Source organism: Antrihabitans stalagmiti (assembly GCF_016482825.1).
Taxonomy (GTDB): Bacteria; Actinomycetota; Actinomycetes; order Mycobacteriales; family Mycobacteriaceae; genus Antrihabitans; species Antrihabitans stalagmiti.
On sequence record NZ_JAEMNV010000007.1, the window covers coordinates 250233 to 274675 of the forward strand.

At 64.7% G+C, this 24443-nt stretch carries 22 protein-coding genes; 9 read left to right on the forward strand and 13 right to left on the reverse strand.

Annotated elements, in window-relative coordinates:
* Positions 1-65 precede the first annotated feature (65 nt).
* The 3 genes from JGU71_RS21375 to ptsP form a co-directional block, all read right to left on the reverse strand.
* Entirely contained in the window at positions 66-1211 is a 1146-nt protein-coding gene (locus tag JGU71_RS21375; protein ID WP_199706323.1) for an acyl-CoA dehydrogenase family protein, read from the reverse strand.
* A gap of 71 nt (positions 1212-1282) precedes the next feature.
* Positions 1283-2584: a uracil-xanthine permease family protein gene (locus JGU71_RS21380; protein WP_372433211.1), complete on the reverse strand. Its 1302-nt coding sequence runs from the start codon at positions 2582-2584 to the stop codon at positions 1283-1285.
* Between the two features lie 49 nt (positions 2585-2633).
* Positions 2634-4346 carry a phosphoenolpyruvate--protein phosphotransferase gene (gene ptsP / locus JGU71_RS21385; RefSeq protein ID WP_199706325.1) on the reverse strand — a complete coding sequence of 571 codons (1713 nt, stop codon included), beginning with the start codon at positions 4344-4346 and terminating at the stop codon, positions 2634-2636.
* Positions 4347-4467: 121 nt separating this feature from the next.
* Here ptsP and JGU71_RS21390 point away from each other — a divergent pair, with 121 nt between their 5' ends.
* Genes JGU71_RS21390 through JGU71_RS21405 form a run of 4 tightly spaced genes read left to right on the forward strand, consistent with a single transcriptional unit; the run spans position 4468 to position 8595 of the window.
* Positions 4468-5235, forward strand: coding sequence for a DeoR/GlpR family DNA-binding transcription regulator (locus JGU71_RS21390; protein WP_199706327.1), 768 nt, complete (start codon positions 4468-4470; stop codon positions 5233-5235).
* Positions 5232-6224, forward strand: a complete 993-nt coding sequence (locus JGU71_RS21395; RefSeq protein WP_199706329.1) for a 1-phosphofructokinase family hexose kinase — start codon at positions 5232-5234, stop codon at positions 6222-6224. Before JGU71_RS21390 ends, JGU71_RS21395 begins: the two co-directional genes overlap by 4 nt.
* Before the next feature lie 35 nt (positions 6225-6259).
* The gene (locus JGU71_RS21400; RefSeq protein ID WP_199706331.1) at positions 6260-8278 is read left to right on the forward strand and encodes a PTS fructose transporter subunit IIABC; all 2019 of its coding nucleotides are present in this window, start codon (positions 6260-6262) and stop codon (positions 8276-8278) included.
* Positions 8279-8316: 38 nt separating this feature from the next.
* Positions 8317-8595 (forward strand): HPr family phosphocarrier protein, encoded by a 279-nt coding sequence (locus JGU71_RS21405; RefSeq protein WP_199706333.1) that lies wholly within the window; start codon positions 8317-8319, stop codon positions 8593-8595.
* 60 nt (positions 8596-8655) lie between these two features.
* Here the strand turns inward: JGU71_RS21405 and JGU71_RS21410 are convergent, their stop codons facing one another.
* The 8 genes from JGU71_RS21410 to JGU71_RS21445 all read right to left on the reverse strand — a co-directional run bounded on the left by JGU71_RS21410 (position 8656) and on the right by JGU71_RS21445 (position 16882).
* Positions 8656-9294 carry a DUF305 domain-containing protein gene (locus JGU71_RS21410; RefSeq protein WP_233529854.1) on the reverse strand — a complete coding sequence of 213 codons (639 nt, stop codon included), beginning with the start codon at positions 9292-9294 and terminating at the stop codon, positions 8656-8658.
* Positions 9284-10828, reverse strand: a complete 1545-nt coding sequence (locus tag JGU71_RS21415; RefSeq protein ID WP_307829751.1) for an LVIVD repeat-containing protein — start codon at positions 10826-10828, stop codon at positions 9284-9286. Before JGU71_RS21415 ends, JGU71_RS21410 begins: the two co-directional genes overlap by 11 nt.
* A gap of 65 nt (positions 10829-10893) precedes the next feature.
* Positions 10894-11895 carry a hypothetical protein gene (locus JGU71_RS21420; RefSeq protein ID WP_307829752.1) on the reverse strand — a complete coding sequence of 334 codons (1002 nt, stop codon included), beginning with the start codon at positions 11893-11895 and terminating at the stop codon, positions 10894-10896.
* Positions 11896-11903: 8 nt separating this feature from the next.
* The gene (gene hflX / locus JGU71_RS21425) at positions 11904-13457 is read right to left on the reverse strand and encodes a GTPase HflX (protein ID WP_199706335.1); all 1554 of its coding nucleotides are present in this window, start codon (positions 13455-13457) and stop codon (positions 11904-11906) included.
* A gap of 51 nt (positions 13458-13508) precedes the next feature.
* A complete protein-coding gene (gene dapF / locus JGU71_RS21430; RefSeq protein ID WP_199706337.1) occupies positions 13509-14378 on the reverse strand; it encodes a diaminopimelate epimerase in 870 nt (289 codons plus the stop codon).
* A gap of 10 nt (positions 14379-14388) precedes the next feature.
* Positions 14389-15243, reverse strand: coding sequence for a TrmH family RNA methyltransferase (locus JGU71_RS21435; protein ID WP_307829753.1), 855 nt, complete (start codon positions 15241-15243; stop codon positions 14389-14391).
* The gene (gene miaA, locus JGU71_RS21440; RefSeq protein ID WP_199706533.1) at positions 15240-16151 is read right to left on the reverse strand and encodes a tRNA (adenosine(37)-N6)-dimethylallyltransferase MiaA; all 912 of its coding nucleotides are present in this window, start codon (positions 16149-16151) and stop codon (positions 15240-15242) included. Before miaA ends, JGU71_RS21435 begins: the two co-directional genes overlap by 4 nt.
* An 8-nt stretch (positions 16152-16159) precedes the next feature.
* On the reverse strand, positions 16160-16882 hold the full coding sequence (locus JGU71_RS21445; RefSeq protein ID WP_199706341.1) for a class III extradiol ring-cleavage dioxygenase family protein: 723 nt from the start codon (positions 16880-16882) through the stop codon (positions 16160-16162).
* Between the two features lie 162 nt (positions 16883-17044).
* Here JGU71_RS21445 and JGU71_RS21450 point away from each other — a divergent pair, with 162 nt between their 5' ends.
* A complete protein-coding gene (locus JGU71_RS21450; RefSeq protein WP_233529856.1) occupies positions 17045-18622 on the forward strand; it encodes a DUF349 domain-containing protein in 1578 nt (525 codons plus the stop codon).
* A gap of 70 nt (positions 18623-18692) precedes the next feature.
* Here the strand turns inward: JGU71_RS21450 and JGU71_RS21455 are convergent, their stop codons facing one another.
* Together JGU71_RS21455 and miaB are read right to left on the reverse strand one after the other, a co-directional pair.
* Complete coding sequence (locus tag JGU71_RS21455; RefSeq protein WP_199706343.1) at positions 18693-19277, reverse strand: Rv2732c family membrane protein; 585 nt, start codon at positions 19275-19277, stop codon at positions 18693-18695.
* A complete protein-coding gene (gene miaB, locus JGU71_RS21460) occupies positions 19265-20827 on the reverse strand; it encodes a tRNA (N6-isopentenyl adenosine(37)-C2)-methylthiotransferase MiaB (RefSeq protein ID WP_199706345.1) in 1563 nt (520 codons plus the stop codon). Before miaB ends, JGU71_RS21455 begins: the two co-directional genes overlap by 13 nt.
* A gap of 231 nt (positions 20828-21058) precedes the next feature.
* Between miaB and JGU71_RS21465 the strand changes: the two genes are divergently transcribed.
* From JGU71_RS21465 to JGU71_RS21480, 4 genes are all read left to right on the forward strand, one after another.
* A complete protein-coding gene (locus tag JGU71_RS21465) occupies positions 21059-21808 on the forward strand; it encodes an amino acid ABC transporter ATP-binding protein (RefSeq protein WP_372433212.1) in 750 nt (249 codons plus the stop codon).
* 198 nt (positions 21809-22006) lie between these two features.
* Positions 22007-22765, forward strand: a complete 759-nt coding sequence (locus JGU71_RS21470; RefSeq protein WP_233529857.1) for a glutamate ABC transporter substrate-binding protein — start codon at positions 22007-22009, stop codon at positions 22763-22765.
* 93 nt (positions 22766-22858) lie between these two features.
* Positions 22859-23509 carry an amino acid ABC transporter permease gene (locus tag JGU71_RS21475; RefSeq protein ID WP_199706349.1) on the forward strand — a complete coding sequence of 217 codons (651 nt, stop codon included), beginning with the start codon at positions 22859-22861 and terminating at the stop codon, positions 23507-23509.
* Positions 23506-24438, forward strand: a complete 933-nt coding sequence (locus JGU71_RS21480; protein ID WP_199706351.1) for an amino acid ABC transporter permease — start codon at positions 23506-23508, stop codon at positions 24436-24438. Before JGU71_RS21475 ends, JGU71_RS21480 begins: the two co-directional genes overlap by 4 nt.
* Positions 24439-24443 lie beyond the last annotated feature (5 nt).

Genomic DNA, 24443 nt, shown 5'->3' on the forward strand with positions numbered 1-24443 from the left:
TGCAGAGATTCGGGTCGGTGTGCACCCGAGGGGGTGCACACCGACCCGAATCGGTACGCCGTTGGTCAGCCGACGTTCAGGCTGCGCCCGATGATCTCCTTCATGATCTCGGTCGTTCCGCCGTAGATCGTCTGAACACGAGCGTCCAAGTACGCCTTGGCAATCGGATACTCGCGCATGTAGCCGTAGCCACCGTGTAGTTGCACGCAGCGGTCGATCACATCGATCTGTGCCTTGGTACTTCGCATTTTCGCCATCGCAGCCTCGGCGACGGTGAGCTTGTCCTCGTTGAGCAGTTCGATGCATTTGTCGACGAACACACGAACGAAGGCCGTCTCCGTAGCGAGATCGGCCAGTTCGAACCGAGTGTTCTGGAACGATCCGATGGGCTTGCCGAAGGCCTTGCGATCGCGGCAGTACTGCAGCGTCATGTCGAGCGCACCCTCCATTGCGCCCGCGGCCATCACCGCGATCGACAACCGCTCCTGCGGCAGGTTCTGCATCAGGTGGACGAACCCCATCCCCTCCTGTCCGAGCAGATTCGCGCCGGGTACACGGACGTTGTCGAAGTTCAGCTCGGCGGTGTCCTGGGCAGGCAAGCCGATCTTGTCCAGGTGTCGTCCACGCTCGAAGCCTTCCATGCCACGTTCGACGACGAGCAGGCTGAAGCCTTTCGAACCCGCATCGGGGTCGGTGCGCGCGACAACGATGATCAGGTCGGAATTGATGCCGTTGGTGATGAAGGTCTTCGCGCCGTTGAGAATCCAGTCGTCGCCGTCACGGACCGCGCGGGTCTTGATGCCCTGCAGGTCGCTGCCGGTGCCGGGTTCGGTCATCGCGATCGCGCCGATCAGCTCACCGGACGCGTAGCCGGGGTACCAGCGCTGCTTCTGCTCGTCGGTGGCGAGGTCGAGGAAATACGGCGCGACGACGTCGTTGTGCAGCGAGAAACCGAGGCCGGTGAACCCTCGACGGTGATTCTCTTCGGCGACAATAGTGTTGTAGCGGAAGTCTTTTACGCCACCCCCACCGAACTCTTCGGGGAAAGCGGTACCGAGGAAACCCTGCTTCCCCGCTTCGAGCCAGACGTCACGATCGACGATGTGCTGCTCTTCCCACCTGGCGTGATTCGGGGCAACTCGCTGTTCCAGAAACTTCACGTAAGACTCGCGGAACATGATGTGTTCCGGCTCGAACAGGGTGCGTTCCACCTGTGGCTCCTCGGTACTCGGCAATAGTTGAAGCGTCCTATTGACCGTACGCCAGCAAGCTCGGCGCTCGACTACCCGGACTTCCCACCACTCACCTGCGCCAGCCGTCGGAGCACCGGATACCCGATCAAGATGCCGATCGATCCCCACGCGATTCCGCCGAGCTCCGCACTGCCCACCTTCACCGTGAGATCACCGATCCCTGCCACCAACGCGGCCGCCACGACGGTGAGATTGACCGGATCGGTGAAATCGACCCTGTTCTCGAACCAGATGCGGACACCGAGCAGGCCGATGAGCCCGTAGAGCACCAGCGTGGCACCACCGATCACGCCGTCGGGAATCGTGAAGACCAACGCGCCGAACTTCGGCGAGAACGACAACACGATGGCCGTGGCCGCCGCGACCCAGTAGGCAGCGGTCGAATAGACCCGAGTCGCCGCCATGACACCGATGTTCTCGGCGTAGGTCGTCGTGCCCGACCCACCGCCCGCACCTGCAAGCGTCGTTGCCAGACCGTCCGCGATCAGGGCATTGCCCGCGACGTCGTCGAGCGACCGACCCGTCATGGCTGCAACGGCTTTGACGTGCCCGACGTTCTCCGCGACGAGGACGACGACGACCGGCAATGCCAACACGATGACCGACAGATCGAAACTCGGACCGCGGAACTCGGGCAAACCGATCCAGTCCGCTGCACGCAGGGCGTCGACCCTGGTGTCGGCGAGCGCGCCGGTCACTGCCGCGAAAACCCAACCGATGACGACGCCGACCAGAATTCCCAAGCGTCCCAACAGCCCTGGGCCGAGCACCGTCACAAGGAGGATGGCCACGAGGGTTACCGCACCGACGAGTGGCTGCATTTCGAACGACGCGGTCGCGGCAGGCGCAAGATTCAGCCCGATCAACGCGACGATCGCACCTGTGACGACGGGCGGCATCACAGCATCGAGCAGTCGAGCGCCCACAACGCGCACCACGACGCCAACTGCCATCAGCACCACACCGACCGCGAGGACGGCACCGAGCTGCGCGGCAGGACCGTCGGACGCCGACGCCGTCAGCGGCGCAATGAACGCGAACGACGACCCGAGATAGCTCGGAATACGACCGCCCGTGATCACGAGGAACAACACGGTGCCGACGCCGGAGAACAGCAGCGTCGTCGTGACGGGGAATCCGGTGATCGTCGGAACCAGCAGCGTCGCACCGAACATCGCGATCACGTGCTGCATCCCGATCCCGACCGTCCTCGGCCAGCTCAGCCGCTCGTCGGGTGCGACGACAGCACCCGGCGCCGGTGTCGTGCCGTCGCCGTGCACCGTCCACCGCAATGGTCGAGTCAGTCGGGTCAGAGTCCGGTTGTCAGCCACGAAGCGAATAGTAGGGCCAGCGCGACGATTACGGGCTCCAAGCCAGCCTTCAGCCGAGGATCGCCGTCGCTGCGGCGCGACCGGCCATCGGATCGGCGGTCTCGAGTACGGCAGCCGCTGCGCGTCGACAGTCGGCGAGGGTCACGGTGCCGAGCTTGGCACCGACCGAGGCGATTGCGGCCGCGGCGCAGGACAGCGACGTGACGCCGAGCCCGACCAGTACGCACGCCAACAGTGGATCTGCGGCCGCTTCACCACATACGCCGACCGGCTTGTTTCGGTCCGCGCCGGCTTTGGCCGTCCGTGCAACCAGATGCAACACGGCCGGCTGCCACGGATCGGTGAACGAGGAGAGCTCCGAGGACATCCGATCCGCCGCCATCGTGTACTGCGCGAGATCGTTGGTGCCGACCGACAGGAAATCCACGTGCGCCAGAATCTGTTCGGCGAGCAGGGCTGCCGCGGGAACCTCGATCATGACGCCGGGCACGAGTCCACGTTCGCGAACCTTCGCAGCGAACCATTCGGCCTCGGCAGGTGTCGAGATCATCGGCGCCATCACCCATGGGCTCGCACCGGCCGACGTTGCCGCCGCCGCGATCGCGTCCAACTGTCGGTCCAGTATTCCGCTGTCCTGCAGCGCAATACGAACACCACGGATCCCGAGCGCTGGGTTCGCCTCATCGGGATGGTTGGCGAATCGCAGTGGCTTGTCCGAGCCCGCGTCCAACGTACGTACGACGACCTTGCTGCCTGCGAACGCTGCGAGTACCTCGCCGTAGATGCCTGCCTGGTCGGCGACCGTCGGCTCGGTGTCGCGATCGAGGAAGCACAGTTCGGTTCGGAACAGGCCGACTCCCTGCGCGGCCGTCGCAGCTGCTGCACGCGCACCCAGGCCGTCCTGGACGTTGGCGAGAACGTCGACTCGATGCCCGTCCGCCGTCTGCCCCGGACCCTGCCAGCGCGCAACGGCTGCTGCTTCGACGCGGTGGGCTGCGACGGCGGCGCGTGAGGTTGCGGGATCGGGATCGACGACGACCTCGCCCGTCGATCCGTCGAGCAATACCAACGTTCCTACTGCGATGTCGTCGAGCCCGCCGACCGCGACGATGCACGGAATGCCCAACTGCCGCGCGATGATCGCGGTGTGACTCGTCTGCCCACCGAGAGACGTGGCGAGTCCGACGATCAACGCGGGATTGAGCCCGGCGGTATCGGCCGGCGCAAGGTCGTCGGCCAGCAGCACCGACGGCTCCAACGGTGCCGGAACACCGGGCTCGGGCGCGCCTTCGAGCTCGGCGAGCACCCGATCGCGGACATCGCGCAGGTCGGTGACCCGTTCGGCCATCAACCCGCCGAGTTTGGTCAGCATCGCCGCGATCTTGTCCGTCGCTGCCGACGCTGCCGCCGTCGCCGGCCGGCCCGACTTGATCAACTTGTCCGCCGCAGAGATCCAACCGCGGTCGGTCGCCATTGCCGCGTTTGCGGCAAGTACCTCTGCTGCTGCACCCGACGACCGGCTTGCCCTATCGCGTAGCCGCTCGGCGACGACCGTGGCGGCAGCGCGGAACTTCTCGCCTTCGGCCGTCCGGTCGGCCGCGTCGATCTCGCGATCGTCGACGACGGGTGTCGGTCGAGCGCCCGGTCGAATGACCCGCGCGTATCCGACACCTGGCACGACCGGCGTTCCACGCAGGACGGTGCGTGTGTCCTCTACCTCTACGTCCTGGACCTGACCGTCGTGAACCTGTGCGTGCGACATGTGATCTCCTCCGCGTTTTCAACTCGATGTGACCAAGTTAACTCAGAACCGTTGACAAAGCAACACAAACGGGCGTAAAACAATATGAAGCAACATGAAACAACATGAAGGAGGTCACACCGTGTACGCAGAAGAACGCCAACAGGCAATCGCAGCATTGATCGGAGTGCGTGGCCGGGTTGCCGTGGCGGACCTGTCGGAGCAGTACGGAGTCACCACGGAAACGGTGCGCCGCGACCTCGCAGCGCTCGACCGCATGGGTGTTGTGCGACGTGTACACGGCGGCGCCGTACCGGCAACCGCGCTGGCCGCGATCGAACCCGGTATAGCGGAACGCGAACACAGCCGTGCCGAGCAGAAGGATCGCATCGCTGCCGCGGCCGTCGACTTTTTCCCGGGCGCAGGTGGCAGCGTCCTCCTCGATGCGGGCACCACGACTGGGCGAGTCGCCGCACTGCTCCCCTCCGATCGGGATCTGACTCTGGTAACCAACTCGATCCCGATCGCGGCACGGGTGGCAGGCCTCGGCGGCGTCGCTCTGCACGTTCTCGGTGGCAGAGTTCGTGGCCTCACCCACGCCGCCGTCGGCGACGACGTGCTGCGTGTCCTCGCAACGCTTCGGCTCGACGTCGCCTTCATCGGCACCAACGCGCTGAGTGTCGGACACGGTCTGTCGACACCGGACACCGACGAAGCAGCGGTGAAACGGGCGATGTTGCACAGCGCCCGGCACGTCGTCGTGGTCGCAGATTCCTCCAAGATCGGCCGTGAACACCTGATCAGCTTCGGCGACATCGACTCCATCGACGTGTTGATCACCGATACCGACATCGATCCGGAACACCGGAAAGAGTTGGAAGACAAAGGAATAGAGGTCGTCACAGCATGATCGTCACCTTGACGGCGAACCCGAGTATCGACAGGACCGTCACTCTCACATCGCCACTGGAACGAGGCTCGGTCCACCGCGCGGCAGCAGCGGTATCAGACCCCGGCGGCAAGGGTGTCAATGTCGCCCGAGTCGTCACCGCCGCGGGAGTACCCGCGATCGCTTTGCTGCCCGGCAGCGCCGACGATCCGCTGTTCACCTCGCTCAACGACCACAACATCGACTACCGCCGCGTCGACGTCGCCTCACCTGCCCGGATCAATCTGACGATCTCCGAACCGGACGGCACGACTACCAAGATCAACGAACCCGGCGCCGTCCTCTCGACCGAGTCGCGCCGTCACCTCGCCGACCGGCTGCGGCAGTTGGCAGGAGGCCAGACAGCGTGGGTCGTCCTCGCCGGCTCGCTGCCACCGGGGGTTCCGGACAACTGGTACGCGGAGCTGTGCCGAACGCTGGCACATCTGCCGGTCCGCATCGCCGTCGACACGTCGGAGGAGCCGCTGCTGGCCCTCGCTCGCGGACTGTCGATGTCGACTCCGAACCTCCTCAAGCCCAACTCGGAGGAGTTGGCGCAACTGACCGGAGCCTCCGCAAAAGACATCGAAAGTGCTGCTGCGCAGGGCGATCCGACCCTCGCGGTGCAACTGTGCCGCACTCTCGTCGAGCAGGGTGTCGAAACCGTCCTCGCGACACTCGGTGCAGCCGGTGCCGTACTCGTCGACAGCACAGGAGCGTGGTACGCACAATCTCCACCGATGATTCCGCGTAGCACAGTCGGAGCAGGCGACTCCTCGCTCGCGGGCTATCTACTCGCCCAGATCGAAGGCGCAGCGCCTGCGCAGTGCCTGCAACGCGCCGTCGCATACGGCTGTGCGGCGGCGGCCCTTCCCGGCACGGCACTACCCACACCGGCCGACGTCGACATCGCGTCGGTCGTCGTCACCCCCGTCGCCATTCCGGCACAACACGCACCGGTCATCGCATGACCGCCCAGACCCCGAGCACCGACAAAGGAACCGCCATGTCCGATCCCACGCCCCAGCCGATCATCACCCCCGAGTTGATCAGCCTCGACACCTCGCTCGGCACGTCGAAGGATGCCGTCATCACGGCGCTCGCCCAGCGCCTCGCTGACGCCGGACGCGCAAGCGCCGCAGCCGATCTCGCCGCGGCCGCACATGCTCGCGAAGAGCAGTCCGCGACAGGGCTGCCCGGCGGAATCGCAATCCCCCACTGCCGATCCGAGTCCGTGCTGACGGCGTCGCTCGGCTTTGCGCGACTCGATCCGAAGGTCGACTTCGGCGCTCCCGACGGACCCGCCGACCTCGTCTTCCTCATCGCCGCGCCCGAAGGTGCAGGGGCCGCGCACATGAAGCTGCTCTCCAGCCTCGCGCGTGCCCTGGTGAAGCCGGCCTTCGTCGCAGGCTTGCGGGCAGCGAAAAGTCCGGCAGAGATCGTGACCCTCGTCGAGGACGTGTTGAAGCCGAAGCCGAAGAAGGTCGCGGCTCCTGCCACCACCAGTGCGCCTACCGCTGAGCCTGTCGCGGCAGCACCGGCACGCAAACACATCGTCGCGATCACCGCGTGTCCCACCGGCATCGCGCACACCTACATGGCCGCCGATTCGCTCGTCGCCGCAGGCGAACGCGCCGACGTCACGGTCCACGTGGAAACCCAAGGCTCCAGCGGAAGTACGCCGCTGAGTCCCGACCTCATCGCCTCCGCCGCCGCTGTCATCTTCGCCACCGACGTCGGCGTCAAAGGCAAGGAACGCTTCGCAGGCAAGCCGGTCATTTCCTCCGGCGTGAAGCGGGCGATCAACGAGCCGGACACCATGATCACCGAGGCGCTGCGCGCAAGCCTCAACCCGGCCGCGGCAAAGGTGGGTGGCACGGCTGTCGCAGCGGGAACCGCCGACGCCGCAGGGACGATCGGCTGGGGCACTCGCCTACGCCAGATCCTGCTCACCGGTGTGAGCTACATGATTCCGTTCGTCGCTGCCGGTGGCCTGCTCATCGCACTCGGCTTCCTGCTCGGTGGCTACGAGATCACCGACAAAGCCAAGGACATCGTCCTCGACAACTCGCTGACCGCACTCCCCGAAGGCGGTCTCGCCACCTATCTCGGCGCCGTACTGTTCCAACTCGGCTCACTCGCGTTCAGCTTCCTTGTCCCCGCACTTGCCGGCTATATCGCCTTCGCGATCGCCGACAGGCCAGGTCTCGCACCAGGTTTCACGGCCGGTGCGGTCGCTGTGTTCGTCGGTGCCGGCTTCATCGGTGGCCTCGTCGGCGGTATCGTCGCCGGTTTCGCCGCGCTGTGGATCTCCAAGATCGCCGTACCGCAGTGGGCCCGCGGACTGATGCCGGTTGTGGTCATCCCGCTGTTCGCGACTCTGCTCGTCGGCGCCCTGATGTTCATCGTCCTCGGCAAGCCACTCGCCGCCATCACGAGCGGATTGACCAACTGGCTCAACGGATTGTCCGGCAGTTCGGTCATCCTGCTCGGCATCATCCTCGGCCTGATGATGTGCTTCGACCTCGGCGGTCCGGTCAACAAGGCGGCCTACGCGTTCGCCGTCGCAGGTCTCAACGTCAACGACACAGCATCGCTGCGCATCATGGCCGCGGTTATGGCAGCCGGGATGGTTCCGCCGCTCGCCATGGCACTTGCCTCGACGCTCCGACCGCGGCTGTTCAGCGAGGCCGAACGCGAAAACGGCAAGGCCGCATGGCTTCTCGGCGCAACGTTCATCTCCGAAGGAGCCATCCCGTTCGCCGCAGCAGACCCGTTCCGAGTTATCCCGTCGATGATGGCCGGAGGCGCTGTGACCGGTGCACTCATCATGGCAACCAGCACCACCCTGAGCGCCCCGCACGGCGGCATCTTCGTCTTCTTCGCAATCGGGAAGCTCGCCTGGTTCCTGATCTCCCTCGCGATCGGAACTGCCATCGGTGCGACGTGCGTCGTCCTCGCCAAAGAACTGATCCACCGCAAGCCGGCCGTCAATGACACCGAGTTTGCCGCAGTAGCAGCCTGATTCACCAAACCGCCCCCACCGAAACCAAGGAGTTCGCCATGCCAAGCACAACAGTCGTCGTCGGATCGTCGATCGGATTGCACGCCCGTCCCGCCGCCATCATCGCCGAAGCAGTCGAAGAGGCCGGAGTCGAAGTCACCCTCGCCCTTGTCGACGCCGATGATGACGACGACGAGCCCGTGGATGCCGGATCGGCGTTGATGATCATGACGCTCGGCGCAACAACGGGCACCGAAGTGATCGTCAGTTGCGACGATCCGGACGTGCTGAACACCATCGCAACGCTGGTGGCGGCAGATCTGGACGCAGCTCCGTAAACCTCTCCGGCAGTTCACCGTCACGGTGTCGCACCCACAACCGGGTGCGGCACCGTCGTTCTATGGATAGGACAGCGGCGTTGCGCCTCTAACCGTCAACATCGCTGTCATGACGCCGATCTCGTTGCCCTGATCGGCCACGAGCAACCGAGCGAGGCGACGAATCGGTTCCGAGTCGACGAGATCGACCGCCGACCGCGCCATCGCGATACCACCCTGATGATGGCGAATCATCAACTGCAGGAACAACACTTCCGCCTCGGCTCCTCGCAGCGTCGACAGCCGCGTGATCTCGTCGACACTGGCCATACCCGGCATCGGTGTCGCGCCGCCGTGATCGTGCGGTTCGTCGTCGTCCAGCCACTGCATGGGATGCGCAGGCACGAACGGCAATTCGAGGAGGCCCAGCCAGCCACGCATCGTCGCGATCTCCGCGGTCTGTGCGGCGGAGATCCGGTCGGCGAGCACGCGGACCTGCGGATCGCAGTCCCTCGTCAACGTGTTCGCAAGCTGTATCGCCTGCTCGTGATGCACCGACATGTCTTGGGCGTAGCCGATGTCTGTCGCGGACAGTCGCACAGTGTTTTCGTCCGCGGTTCGCGAGGTAGCCAACCGATCCCCCAGCGCGACGCCGAATGCAAGGACCACCAGCAGAGCCAAAACAATGCCGACGGGACGCACCAACCGGTTACGAGCCAACTGTCGAATCCTGGTCCGCCGGAACCTCGTACACACCGTTGTCGAGTTGCAGCGCCATAAATCCGTTGTCGCTGCACGAGGTCCAGATCTGATCGCCGTGAAACTCCGGCGGTGACAGGCACCAATCCGAGGTCAGATCACCGAACGCGACCTGACCCGTCCGCGGTCCGATGGCGACGTTCGGATCGACTTTGCCTTCGAGTATCGAGCGGGCCAGCGGTAGAAAGTCGAATACCGGCACACCGACGATCGACGCAACGGCGTGGACCGAGTTGGTCAGGGTGAGGTTCTTGCTCTTCTGCGCGGGCGGGTTGTAATACGCGATCTCCCTGATGTTGTCGAGATCTCGCACGTCGAACACCCTGATGCCCGACGAAATCCACGAGCAGGCAAGGGTGGTCGGATCGTTCGGCCGATCGACGGCGCAGTAGTGCGACTCGTAGGCGAAAAGGGAGCCACCCGACGACGACCGTACGTTTGCATCGATGTTGTCGGGCAGGTTGATTTCGAGTTTGATCTTCGCCACGACCGTGGCGTTGGCTTCGTCGGTGATGTCGAAGACTTTGACCCCACCGGAACCGGCCTCGTCAGCGGTGAAGAAATAGGGTTTGCCGTCGTAGGTCACCGGGATACTGTGCTGATTGAAGTGCCCGTCGGTCCACAGGTAGGTGGCGATCTGCGGCACGACCGGGTACGGATCACGCCGCTGGACCGCACTGATGTCCAGGATCGTGAGACCGCCCAGATTCGACAGGTACATGCGGTTGCCGTCGGGGCTGATACCGAAGCCATGGCCCGTGAAGCCGTGCAGCCCTTGCCAGATCACGCGTGGGTTCGCCGGGTCGACGAGGTCGATCGCGCTGACGAAACCGGGGAAGACGCCGTCCGCCCAATAGGTATTTCCGTCGGGCGAGAAGCCGCCCTCGTGCGAGAGGAAAGGCAGCGGCATCCTCGGATCGGTGCCAGGCCCTGGGTTGAGCAGCTTGGGATGCGCGCAGTCGGAGATGTCGTAGACGGAGAAGAAGCCCGCGCCCGTTGCGGCTGGAACCGCCGTAGCCGCAAGCAGTTTGCGAGCTTTGTTGACCTTGAGGCTTTCCCACGTTCCCCCGACCATCGCCGGTTCGTTCAGCGACGCCGTAACGACGGGGTTGCGCGGATCCGACACGTCGAGCACCTGCACACCCGGAGCGGGTCCGAGCAGGTTGCCCGGGAAGAACGTGCTCGTGTACGAGCAATGGTCGTAGGTCACCGAGAGAATGCCACCGCCGCGATCCTGCAGACCGCCGATCAGGGACATGTTGCAGCGATACCCCGCGGTGCTGCGTCCGCTGTTGCGGTCCTCGGCAGGAACGTCGCCCTGCAAACCCGTTTCGGGAAGTGACCCCGGTCCGCAGTCGGCACGAGGGACAGCGACCGAGCCGACATCGAAGGATGTGAACGTCGCCGCCGACGCCGTCGCAGGTAGGCCGGTTATGGACACGATCAGCGATGCCGCGACAGCGACGGCTCCGACCAGCAATCGACCGTTCGACACTAAGCCCTCCCGACGTCCCACCGTCCCAAGCGAGCGCTTGGTTGGAGATCAACATAACAGGAGAGTTATCTGAGTCGCACCCACACGATCGCGATTCCCACCACCGCGGCGACGCCGAGAGCTACGACCGCCCACCACTTCGGTCCCCATCCCGTTGCAGCCTCGCCGGAAGTCGTCGATTCGGTCGCATCCGCAGGACGGACCAGATCGCTCGCCCCGCGCAGGATCTGCAGTGGCGGCAGCGGGCCGGCAGAAGCTTCGGATGCGATGACGAGATCGCCTGCGGGAGTGAACGCAACGGCTTCGCCCTGCGGTTGGCGCGGAACTGCAATTTGCGTGCCCGGCCCGCTGGTCAACGCCTTCGCGATATCGCCGTCCGCGGCCCAGTACAGGTACACCTCGCCGTAGGTGCGCAGTGCGGCGACCTTTCCGTCCGCGCTGACGGCGCCACCGGTGACCGGACCCGACCACGGCAGCGGACCAACCTCGACCAGCGCAGACGGCCCCGGGCTCGGTAGGTCGTTCACAGCGACGTCACCCGCAGGCACGTACACGGCGCCGATCCCGATGAGCTCCTTCGACACGATCACCGGACGTCCACTCGCTTCGATGAGCAGCGCCTCGGCGTCGTGCTTGCCGTCTGGATAGGTCAGCCGATGCAACTCCCCCGCACCGTCGACGGGACTCATCCGGGTGAGCGCGACCGTATCGCGCACCTGCCGATTGTCGCCGGTGTCGGACAACCACAGGGCGCCGCCCGCGAACTGCAGATCCTCGATGTCGTACGGGTCGACCGGCACGGTCAGCCAGCGCGTCACGCTGCAGTCGGAGTCGAGAACGGCCAACTTGTCGTCGGTGCCGCTGTCACCGATCGCGTACATGACGTCGCCATCGAAGGCGAGGCCGGACAGCTCTTCCAACCCACGATCGGTCGGCGTGCACAGTGCCTCGAAGGATGCCTCGAACGTCGCGGGGGCGGCCGCAGCGGGTCCAGCCGACACGAGGGCAGCGGCAAGCACGGCGAGAACAGCGAGCAGGCGTCGAGGACCGACAGCGATCGAATCCACAGGGCGGACTATCCGCTGTGCGCGTAGGCGTGCAACACCGAAGCCAGCGACTGCGGCACCCGTGCGTGCACGCGAGTGCCGTCCTCGTCGTGCGTCGAATCGAGAATCCGGCCGTCGGCGTGAATCCGGGCTACGAGGTCACCGCGGTTGTAGGGCAGCAGGACACTCACCTCGACATCGAGGCGCCCGAGGATCTCGCCGAGCCGCGCACGCAACGAATCGATTCCGTCGCCGGTGTGCGCCGAGACGAACTCCGCGCCCGTGAGAACCCCACGCAACTGTGTCAGCGTCACCGGATCCGCAGCGTCGATCTTGTTGACTACCAACAGTTCCTGCGGCGCAGGCGAGTCGGTCTCGCGCAGCACCGAGGTCACGACCTCACGCACGGCCTTGATCTGCTCGTCCGGCAGCGGGTCGGAACCGTCGACGACATGCAGCAGCAGGTCGGCATCGGTGACCTCCTCCAGCGTCGAACGGAACGCCTCGACCAACTGGGTCGGCAGGTGGCGCACGAAGCCGACCGTATCGGTCAGGACGTACTCGCGACCGTCGGGGAGATCGGCACGTCGTGTCGTCGGATCGAGCGTGGCGAACAGCGCATCCTGAACGAGCACACCGGCATCGGTGAGCGCATTGAGCAGGCTCGACTTGCCCGCGTTGGTGTAGCCGATGATGGCAACCGACGGCACACCGTTGCCGAGGCGGCGGGAGCGCTTGGTGTCGCGCGCCTTCTTCATGTCCTTGATCTCGCGACGCAGCTTGGCGGTGCGCTCACGAATGCGACGCCGATCGGTTTCGATCTTCGTCTCACCGGGACCACGCAGACCGACGCCACCGTTGCTGCCCGCTCGACCACCGGCCTGCCGGGACATCGACTCACCCCAACCACGCAGGCGAGGGAGCATGTACTCCATTTGGGCGAGCGCGACCTGCGCCTTACCTTCGCGCGACGTCGCATGCTGGGCGAAAATATCGAGGATCAGCGCGGTCCGGTCGATGACCTTGACCTTGACCACCTTCTCCAGGGCCGTCAGCTGCGCAGGCGTCAATTCGCCGTCGCAGATCACGGTGTCGGCACCCGTCGCGAGCACGATGTCGCGCAACTCGATCGCCTTGCCCGACCCGATGTAGGTCGCAGCGTCGGGTTTGTCGCGGCGCTGCACCATCGCTTCGAGGACTTCCGAACCCGCCGTCTCGGCGAGAGCTGCCAACTCGGCCATGCTGCCTTCGGCTTGCGCGGCGCTGCCTTCGGTCCAGACGCCGACCAGGACGACCCGCTCCAGCCGCAACTGGCGGTATTCGACCTCGGTGACATCGGTGAGTTCGGTCGACAACCCGGCGACGCGACGCAGCGCGCTGCGGTCGGCAAGCTGCATTTCGCCGACCGACGGAGCCGTCCAACGGCGCAGACCCTGCGCGGGCGGGGTGTCGAACGTGGGGAATTCGGTCGTGTCGTCGCCGTCGTAGGTGTCGCCGCCGAACGTGGCGTCCGTACTGGCCGCGTCGCCGTCGATCGCAACTGCTTCTGCTGTGTCTACTTCTGAGTGCTCTGATTTCGTCATACAGGGTCCATGATCCCACGCTGGACCGACAGACGCATTCGGATATCGCGGCTAGCGCAAACCCGCCCACCAGTCGTCGTCGATCGTTCCCGACGCAACCAGTACGGACGGCCCTCGTAAATCGGCTTCACCTGCAGCGATACGGACGACGACCTCGCCGCCGAGCACGCGGACCGTAACTTCACCTTCGTCGGCGCCGTCGAACTTCAGCGCCGCCGCGGCCGCGGCCACCGTCCCCGTACCGCACGAGCGGGTCTCACCGACACCGCGCTCGTGCACCCTCATGTGCACGGCACCGGCATCGAGGCGCGTCACGACCTCGACGTTCACGCCGTGCGGAAAGAAGCCTGGGTCGTAGCCAGGCGCTGCCGTGAGATTCAGCGCCGCGAGCGCATCGGCAGTCAGCTGCCCGTCGACACACGCGAGGTGTGGATTGCCGACGTCGATTCCGATGCCCTCGAACGCTCTACCGTCGATCGTCGCGACCGACGATCCCAACTCACGAACCTTGCCCATCGAGACCGTCACGTCGCCGAGAAATCCGTTGGCGCTGTTCACCACAACCGGGCGCGCGCCGGCTCGACTACCGACGACGAACTCCCGCCGGTCGTCGAGCCCGCTGGCATTGAGGTAGTGCGCGAACACCCGAACACCGTTGCCGCACATCTCCGCGATCGAGCCGTCCGCGTTGCGGTAGTCCATGAACCAGTCGTCGGCTGCCACACCGTCGGGCAGGGTGTCGAGCACGCCGGTCGAGATCAGCGCGCCTGCCTTCGCGACGCGCAGCACACCGTCGGCACCGAGCCCGCGGCTACGCGCACACAGAGTGGCGACCCGCTCGGCGCGCAGATCGATCGCGGCATCCGGGTCGGGTAGGACGACAAAATCGTTCTCCGTGCCGTGGCCTTTCGAGAACTGCATGGTGCTGAGTCTATTCCAGGCGCCACAGGGGCTCACGGCGCTGCCGCGCGATCTCGTACAGGCTGACCGCTCCCGCCGACGGCGCACCGAGCGAACTTGCTGCACCACCGATCGGGATGTTGACGACCACGTCGCAGCCTTCGCGCCAGGCTGCGCTCATCCCACGCGACTCGTTGCCGATCACCAGGATCGTGCCGCCGGTGAAGTCGTGGTCGTACACCGCACTCGACCCGTCCTCGTCGGTACCGACGATGCTCATCGGAACCCCGCTCGCCTGCATCCGATCGCGAAACGCGATGACGTCACGCGCGTCGGACACCCGCAGGACAGGTATCGCGAACAGCGATCCCGTCGATGCCCGCACACATTGCGGGTCGAACTGATCGGCGGCGTGCCCGCACACGACGACCGCCTCGGCTCCGAAGGCGTTCGCCGATCGAATCAGAGTGCCGAGGTTTCCCGGCGAGGTCGGTCGGTCGAACACGACGACGACCGGCGCGTGTCCGGTCGGTGTCCAGGTCGCGAGGTCCGTGCTGCGCGTTTTCGCTACGGCGATCAGTTCGGGCGCGGTGGAGGTCTTCTCGCCGAGCTCGGCGATCAGGTCGGGTACGAGACCGATCGTCGGGATCGTCGTCGTATCGAGCACTCCCCGAGCCCAATCCGACAGATGCGGCCCACCGACCCGGTACAGCAGCGACTCGAGCGGCCAGTCGTTGTCGAATGCGATCGTGATCGGTCGCACGCCTTGTACGAGGAACCGGCCTGCCTTGGTTCGCTTGCTGCGGTTGTGCAGGTAGGACTGCCACTGCTGAAACCCGGCATTGCGAGCACTGACACGGCGGCTTCGCGCCCCTTCGACTATCACTGAACTCCTAGCTGTTGCAGCGACGCGGACACAACGTCCGGGTCTGCGCCGTCGACCCATCTAACCCGACGGTCGCGGCGAAACCACGACCGCTGTCGCCGTACATACCTGCGTGTTCCGATGAGCGTGCGTTCCCGCGCGTCCTCGAGACTCGCCGTGCCGTCCAGATATTCGAGCACCTGCGCATAGCCGATCGCACGTCGCGCGGTGACTCCCTCGCGCAGACCCCGCTCGACCAGACCTTCGACCTCGGCGACGAAACCCTCGTCGAACATGCGGTCGGTACGGCGTTCGATCCGTTCGTCGAGACCGGCCGTCTCCCGGTCGACGCCGATCACGACCGTCCCCCAACGCGGCTCACCGATCGTCGGCGCCGATGCTGCGAACGGCTGCCCGGTCAGCTCGACGACCTCGAGTGCACGCACCATCCGACGGCCGTCGCTCGGCAGTATCGCCGCTGCGGCAGCGGGGTCGGCGACGGTCAGTGCTCGGTGCACGGCCTCCACACCGCCGTCGGCCAGTACGGCTTCCCACTTGGCACGCACCGCCGGATCGGTCGCGGGGAAAGTCCAGTCGTCGAGCAGAGACTGGATGTAGAGCATGGAGCCGCCGACGATCACAGGAACCACACCCCGTTCCAACATGGATTCGATATCGGCCGTCGCAGCACGTTGGTAGTTCGCTACCGTCGCCGTCTCGGATATGTCGAGAACGTCGAGGCGATGGTGTGGGATGCCACGACGGTCGGCGGGAGCAAGCTTCGCGGTCCCGATATCCATGCCGCGGTACTGCTGCATCGCGTCGATGTTGACGATCTCGCCACCGACACGTTGGGCGATGTCGAGCCCGAGGTCCGACTTGCCCGCGGCGGTCGGACCGACAACAGCAATCGGGACGATCGGCGTGATAGGCGGTGTCATGGCAGCCAGAGGCCGACGTGGTAGCCGACCCCGTACGGCGCGTCGTCGTAGGTGGTCGTGCAGGTCGGTGTGGTCGGGCTGGTCGCGAACATCGCGGCGAGCACCTGGTAGGCGGCCCTGCCCGCAACGCCGAGTTCGGAACACACGACGGGGTCCAGTTCGGCGATCCTGTCGCAATCACCTTCCGTCAGCGCCGCACTCAGCTCGTCCTGGTACGCCTGCGCACGCGGATCGAACGACCCGGGTGCCTTGGGGGTCAACGTGTTCGCGCCGTCGGCGACGATCAACACCCCGTGGTCGGCGGCGTCGCCGTCGAATCGCTCGCGGAGCGCTGCACCGAGTTCGGCGCAGTAGACCGGTGAGGTGTCCGCCGCGACCACGACAACATCGGCGCTCGCCTCCGGTGCGGCGCGGCCTCGCAACCACCCGCCGATCAGCGCAGCGACGGGCAGGTCGGCGTCCGGCTCACCACTCGACTGCGGCGACAACGTGACACGAACATCGCGGCCGAAACCTCGGAACGAGCCGACCGCTCCCGGGGGCACTTCGAGTTCCGTCGCGCCGACGCCGACGATCGTCCACCGCTGCGCTCGCTCGCCGAGGGCGGCGGCAGCATCGAGGGCAGCATTGCGCAATTGCTCGGTTGCAGACGCGTCCGCGCCGTTCAACTCGGGAACGAGAACGAGGGGCGACGGAACCAACGCCGCGGCAGTGAACACGCCTTCAACCGTAGTGGCGACCGCGTGCGAGCTCGGACAGGCGTCGCGGCAACGCGGCACGATCTCGCCTGATTCAATGGTCTGCAACGCTCGTACCGGGTCTAATGGGATGAGCAACACGCACAAGGCAGCCGTGACGCGCGGCAGAGACGAGGAAAAGCGATGACCGACGGCAGCGGAATCGAAGCAGGGACACCCGACTCGAACAGTCCGGCAGCAGGCGCAGAGGAAACCGGCACACCCGAAATCAGCGCACTGGCATCCGGTTCACAGGCAACGGATGCGCCGCAATCGAGCGGAACGGTGGCCGAGGTTCCCACGCCCGCACCGGACGCCGGCCAACCGGGCGCACCGGCCGCGGGAGCACCGAAGCCCGGCGGACCTCGCCCCGGTCCCGCGCCCACCGGCATTCCGAAGCCGGGTGGTCCGAGTCCGCGAGCCGACGCACCCAAACCACACGCCGTCAAACCGACCGGCCCCAAACCTGGTCCAGCACATCTACATACGGTTGTCGTGCCTGCCGCGAGCGACCCGAGCCTCTTCGGACGCGTCGACGAAGACGGCACGGCCTGGGTCAAGACCGCCGACGGTGAACGTCAGATCGGATCGTGGCAGGCAGGCGACGCGACCGAAGGTCTTGCCCACTTCGGTCGCCGTTTCGACGATCTCGCCACCGAGGTGACCCTCCTCGAAGCCAGGTTGGCCTCGGGAACCGGCGACGCACGCAAAACCAAGGCGGCAGCGACAGCGATCGCCGACGCGCTTCCCACAGCAGCGGTCATCGGCGACGTCGACTCCCTCGCCCGCCGACTCGCCGCCATCGTCGAGCATTCCGACGAAGCCGCCGCGCACGCCAAGGAAGAAAAAGACCGGGTCCGGCACGAGCACACGGAGCGCAAGGAAAAATTGTGCGCCGAAGCCGAGCAGATCAGCACGGAATCGACGCAGTGGAAAACGGCGGGCGATCGGCTGCGCGAGATCCTCGACGAGTGGAAGACCATCCGCGGCGTCGATCGCAAGGTCGATGACGCACTGTGGAAGCGGTACTCGAAGGCGCGCGAAGGATTCAACCGGCGCCGGGGTGCGCACTTCGCCGAACTCGATCGCGAACGGGCGGCTGCCAAGACCCGCAAGGAAGAACTGGTCGCCAAGGCCGAAGAGTTGTCGCAGTCGACCGAGTGGGGTCCGACGTCGGCGACGTTCCGCGATCTCCTCGTCGAATGGAAGGCTGCCGGTCGGGCACCGCGCGAAGCAGACGACGCTTTGTGGAAGCGTTTCAAAGGTGCCCAGGACGTGTTCTTCGCGGCACGCAATGCCGAAGCGTCCGAACGTGATTCGGAGTTCGAAGAGAACGCGAAGGTCAAGGAGTCGCTGCTGGCGAAAGCTGCGCACATCGATCCTGTCGCCGACATCGACGGCGCGCGAGCAGCATTGCGCGAGCTTCTCGAGAAGTGGGACGCAGCGGGCAAGGTCCCGCGGGAGAAGATGGCCGACCTCGAAGCTCGGCTGCGGGCAATAGAGAAGCGTGTCCGCGACGCCGCCGATTCGCAATGGCGACGTACCGACCCCGAAGCCGTCGCGCGCGCCGCCCAGTTCCGTGAACGCGTCGCAGCGTTCGAGGAGCAAGCCGCAAAAGCAACAGCAGCGGGCAAGCGCCGTGACGCGGAGAAGGCGCTCGAGCAGGCCAAGCAGTGGCGCGAATGGGCCGAAGCCGCCGAAGGCGCGGTCACCAACCGCTGACCTTCACGGATCGAAGGGCCCCTCACGACGCTGACCGTCGTCAGCGGTCCCCTCGATCCGCTTGGTTCGGCTATTTCGGCTGACGCCAGTCCGGACCGTGGTCCTGCGCTGCCGCCTTGATTCGACGTTGCTCCTCGGCTTCGAGCAGCAGAGCGGTCCGGCTCCACACGACACGGATCCAGTGGAACGACAGGACCGCAATGGTGATCCAGCCGAGGACAAGACCGATTCCGGGGCCACCGCCCGGATGATCGGGAGCCAGCGTCTGGCGACTCCAGATCGCGAGCATGCCGAACACGGTCGCGACGGCTGATCCGGCGACGGCAATCCAGGCAAGGACCCACCGCCGGGTCAGCAGCGCGATCGTCGAGAAACCGACACCGAAGACAAGCGCGAACCAGACGAACAGCCGCGACGGCAACGCGATGTACTCGGCCAATGCGACATCGTCGCCTGCGAGGACGTCGAAACCTTTCGCTGCGCCGGTGTGCGGCAACGCGAGGCTGGCCAGCAGCACGACGACGAGCACGGCGACGACGACGGCACGCACACCTGGATCGATCTCACCCGCCATCTTCTTCTCGACGGCATCGACATCATCACGAAACTGATCGAAGGGGTCGGTTCGCTTGTCCGAGTTGCTCACGCGCTGCATCCTGTCACCGCAGGCAGCGGCGCCGGAACGCCGATCTGCGGTAGTCCTAGTCCAACTCCGATGGGTGGTGTCTTCGGTGTGACGCCACGCTCGAACGCGTCACCGGCCCGAGTTCTGCGATGGCTCTTCACAAGTCCGTCCGCGATGAGGAAATGCGGTGCGGCCGACGTGACGTCGACGGTAACGATGTCGCCTGGACGAACGGTTCCGTCGATCGCGCCGATCGGGGGAAAGTGCACGAGCCGTCCGTCGCGCGCGCGACCGCTCATCCGTGCCGCGGCCACATTCTTCTTGTTGGGCGCATCGGCGACGAGTAGCTCGACTTCCCGCCCGACGATCTTGCGGTTCTCCTCGAGCGACACTTCCTCCTGCAGCGCGATCAACCGTTCGAAACGTTCCTGGACGACCGCCTTCGGTACCTGATCGGCCATCTCGGCGGCAGGCGTTCCTGGACGTTTCGAGTACTGGAAGGTGTACGCGCTCGTAAAACGTGCCTTGCGAACGACATCGAGGGTCTCGGCGAAATCTTCCTCGGTCTCGCCGGGGAATCCGACGATGATGTCGGTGGTGATCGCCGCGTGCGGCATCGCGGCGCGGACCTTCTCGATGATGCCGAGGAAGCGTGTCTTGCGGTAGGAGCGGCGCATCGAGCGGAGTACCCGATCCGAGCCCGACTGCAACGGCATGTGCAACTGCGGGCACACGTTCGGGGTCGCCGCCATCGCCTCGATCACGTCGTCGGTGAACTCCGCCGGATGCGGAGAGGTGAACCGGACCCGTTCCAGGCCGTCGATGTCACCACACGCGTGCAGCAGTGCGGCGAACGCGCCACGGTCGCGACCGAGCTCGGGATCGGCGAACGACGCACCGTAGGCATTGACGTTCTGCCCGAGCAGCGTCACCTCGAGCACCCCCTCGTCGACCAGCGCCTGCACTTCGGCCAACACGTCGCCGGGGCGGCGGTCGACCTCCTTGCCACGCAGGGCCGGGACGATGCAGAACGTGCAGGTGTTGTTGCAGCCCACCGAGATCGACACCCACCCGGCATACGCGGACTCGCGCTTCGCAGGCAGGGTCGAGGGGAATGCTTCGAGCGATTCGAGGATTTCGACCTGTGCCTCGTTGTTATGACGCGCACGCTCGAGCAACGCAGGCAGCGATCCGATGTTGTGGGTACCGAAGACGACATCGACCCAGGGCGCCTTGCGGACGACCACGTCACGGTCCTTCTGCGCGAGGCAGCCGCCGACGGCGATCTGCATACCGGGACGTTCCTGCTTCACCGGCGCAAGCTGACTGAGGTTGCCGTACAGCTTGTTGTCCGCGTTCTCACGGACCGCGCACGTATTGAAGACGACAAGATCGGCGCTGGTACCGGTCGCGGCCTTCGTGTACCCCGCCTCTTCGAGGAGACCCGACAGGCGCTCGGAATCGTGCACGTTCATCTGACAGCCGTACGTCCGAACTTCGTAGCTGCGTTGTTCGGAGCTGGGTTGTTCGGGACGTTCGGAGGATGCGGTTTCTACGACTTCGTCGACCTTCGTTGACACGCTTCAGACTAGCCCACGGCGTTGCCCCTCCCGGTATCTGCACAGGTAGACGACCGATCAGACCGCTCGAATCCGGTGTGATGTGTGGTTTGCGCCGGCTCCGGACGGATCCGGCGAAAACTCCGCGGACGGCAACGCCACACGTCACCGAGGTGAAAATTTTCAACCGCCTGCGACTCGCTGCCTCGATTCGTGTGGCAATTCACAGGAATCCGCATAGGGTCATCAGCCATGGCCCAAGTACGCACACCGTTGGTCGTCCTCGAGAACGTGAACAAACACTTCGGTGATCTGCACGTGCTCAAAGACATCAATCTGACCATCCACACCGGTGAAGTAGTCGTGGTCATCGGCCCGTCGGGATCCGGCAAATCGACCCTGTGCCGGACCATCAACAGGTTGGAAACGATCGACTCGGGCACGATCACCGTCGACGGAAAGCAACTGCCCGAAGAGGGCAAGGCGCTTGCTGCCCTTCGATCGGACGTCGGCATGGTCTTCCAGTCGTTCAATCTGTTCGCCCACAAGAGCGTTCACGACAATGTGACCCTCGGCCCCATCAAAGTGCGCAAGATCGACAAGGACAAGGCGGCCGCGCGAGCAACCGAACTTCTCGAACGAGTCGGGATTGCCAGTCAAGCCGACAAGTTGCCTGCGCATCTGTCGGGTGGGCAACAGCAGCGAGTCGCCATCGCTCGGTCGCTCGCGATGGACCCCAAGGTGATGCTCTTCGACGAACCGACGTCGGCGCTCGATCCGGAAATGATCAACGAAGTGCTCGACGTCATGACAGCGCTGGCCAAGGACGGGATGACGATGGTTGTCGTCACTCACGAAATGGGCTTCGCGCGCCGGGCCGCCGATCGGGTCGTGTTTATGGCGGACGGTCAGATTGTCGAAGAAAACACTCCCGACGAGTTCTTCTCGAATCCGCAGAGTGCGCGGGCCCAGGACTTCCTCTCCAAAATTCTCGAGCATTGATCGTCGGTAGTTGAAGTTCAATACAAGTCGCCCAGTCGGGCATACAACAGAATCGGGATACAGAAAATGCACCGTCGTTTAGTCGCAGCAGGTGCTGCGCTCCTGATGCTCTCCGTAGCGGCATGCGGTAGCAGCAAAGATGATTCGGAATCGCGAGTATCGGTCGCGGAAAGTCCCAGTTTCGAGCAGGGATCGACCATGGCCCGACTCTCCGATGCCGGAAAGGTGAAGGTCGGCATCAAGTTCGATCAGCCCGGCTTCGGTCTGCAAAGCCTGTCCGGAGGCTACGAAGGATTCGACGTCGAGATCGCGAAGATCGTGTCCGCAGGCCTTGGACTCGAGCCCGGCGACATCGAATTCGTCGAAGCACCGTCGCAGCGGCGAGAAGAACTGATCGAAAACGGTTCCGTCGACCTCGTCGTCGCCACGTACACGATCAACGACGCTCGCAAGGAGCGCATCTCGTTCGCAGGTCCGTACTACGAAGCGGGCCAGCAGTTGATGGTCGCCGAAGGCGACTCCACCATCACCGGACCCGATGCGTTGAAGTCGAATCCCGATACCAAGGTCTGCTCGGTCACGGGATCGACGCCGAGCGAGCAGATCAAGCCGTATCTCGCGAATGCCGATCAGCAACTCGTGCTGTTCGACGTCTACTCCAAGTGTGCTGACGCACTCCGGACCGGACAGGTACAGGCCGTCACGACGGACAACGTCATCCTCCTCGGCTTCGTCGCCCAATCGGACGGCGCGTTCAAACTGGTCGGCGATCAGTTCACCAAGGAGCCGTACGGAATCGGTATCAAGAAGGGCGACACCGCTTTCTGCAACTTCATCGATCAGCAACTGAAGTCCGCCAGCGAGTCAGGTGCCTACGAAGCCGCTTGGAAGGACACCGCGGGTTCGGTCGAGGGCGCGAAGACACCGACGCTTCCCGAAGCCGCACCGTGTAGTTGATTTTCTTCGACGCGTGACATCGGGCCCCCACAGGCTCGATGTCACGCGTCGGCTCGGTTCACTCGATCGACGCAACGGGAGGAAGTGCACGCGGTGGGTGTCGTATTCGACAACTTCGATCTCTACTGGTCCGGTTTTCTCACATCGGTACAGATCTGTTTTCTCGGGCTGGTTGGATCGCTGATCCTCGGCATACTCATTGCTGCACTCCGAGTTTCGCCGGTCCCCACCATGCGGTGGGTGGGAACGGCCTACGTCAACATCGTGCGCAACACTCCGCTGACGGTGGTTCTGTTTTTCTTCGCATTCGGGCTTCCCGAGCTCGGCATCAACGCGAGTTACTACCGTTTCGGCCTCGCGGCTCTGGTGATCTACACGTCCGCATTCGTGTGCGAGGCCGTACGGTCGGGCATCAATTCGATATCGGCAGGGCAGGCCGAGGCCGCCCGCTCGATCGGTCTGACGTTCGGTCAGTCGCTTACTCTCATCGTGCTTCCGCAGGCGCTGCGGACGGTGGTTCCCCCACTCGGCAGCGTTCTGATCGCGATGTTCAAGAACTCCGCTGTTCTCGGCGCTTTCGGAGTCGGCGGTGATCTCTGGAGCACCGGCCAGAATCTCGCCAGCGCGCAAGGCTACGCATCGCTGCCGGTGTTCACGGGAGTGGCAATCGGCTATCTCTGCATCACTATCCCGGCCGGAATTGCACTACAGGTCATCGAGCGAAAGGTGGCGATCGCACGATGAGCACCGTCTCGACAGTCGAACCGAAGAAGAAGGTCAAGAAGGCGAGCAGTCCCGGCGCCACCGTGCTGTTCGATGCCCCGGGTCCGCGGGCACGGCAACGGGCGCGCATCTTCAGCGTCATTGCTCTCCTTCTCGTGCTCGCGATCTTCGCCTTGGCCGCGAAGAAGCTCAACGATTCCGGACAGTTCGAGTACGACAAGTGGGGACCACTCTTCGATCCGAGCAATTCGGATTTCACTGTGGTCTGGGAGCGAATCGGTACCGGGCTCAAAAACACGTTGACCGCAGCAGGTCTTGCGATCGTCCTGTCGCTCGTCATCGGCGTGATCATCGGTGTGCTTCGAATCTCTGCCGGCAAGTACGCTCGCATGCCTCTGATTGCGATCATCGAACTCCTCCGCGGACTGCCGGTGATTCTTGCGATCTACCTGACCTCACGAATCGCCGAGGCTGCCGGTCTCGACCTCTCGGGTCTGCCGGGCGGTGAACTGTTGTGGTTCCTCGTTATCGGCCTCACCGCGTACAACTCGGTCATCATCGCCGAGATCGTGCGTGCCGGCGTCGCGTCGCTACCGAGGGGGCAGAACGAGGCCGCATTGTCACTGGGTCTCACCCGTGGCCAGAGCTTGCGGATGATCTTGCTACCTCAGGCCATTCGAGTGATGTTGCCTGCACTTATCAGCCAGCTCGTCGTGATCCTCAAGGACACCTCGCTCATTGCCATTCTCGGCGGCTATCTGGAATTGATGCGGACCAGCGGCATCCTGATCCAGAACCTGCGCAATCCGATTCAGATGTATCTCGTCACGGCGATCATCTTCATTTTGTTCAACTACGGTCTCACCAAACTTGCCGAATACATCCAACGCCGACTCTCCCGAACCGGCGGACCGCAGAAGCCGATCGCGGTCGCCGGCGGACCCCTATGATCTGC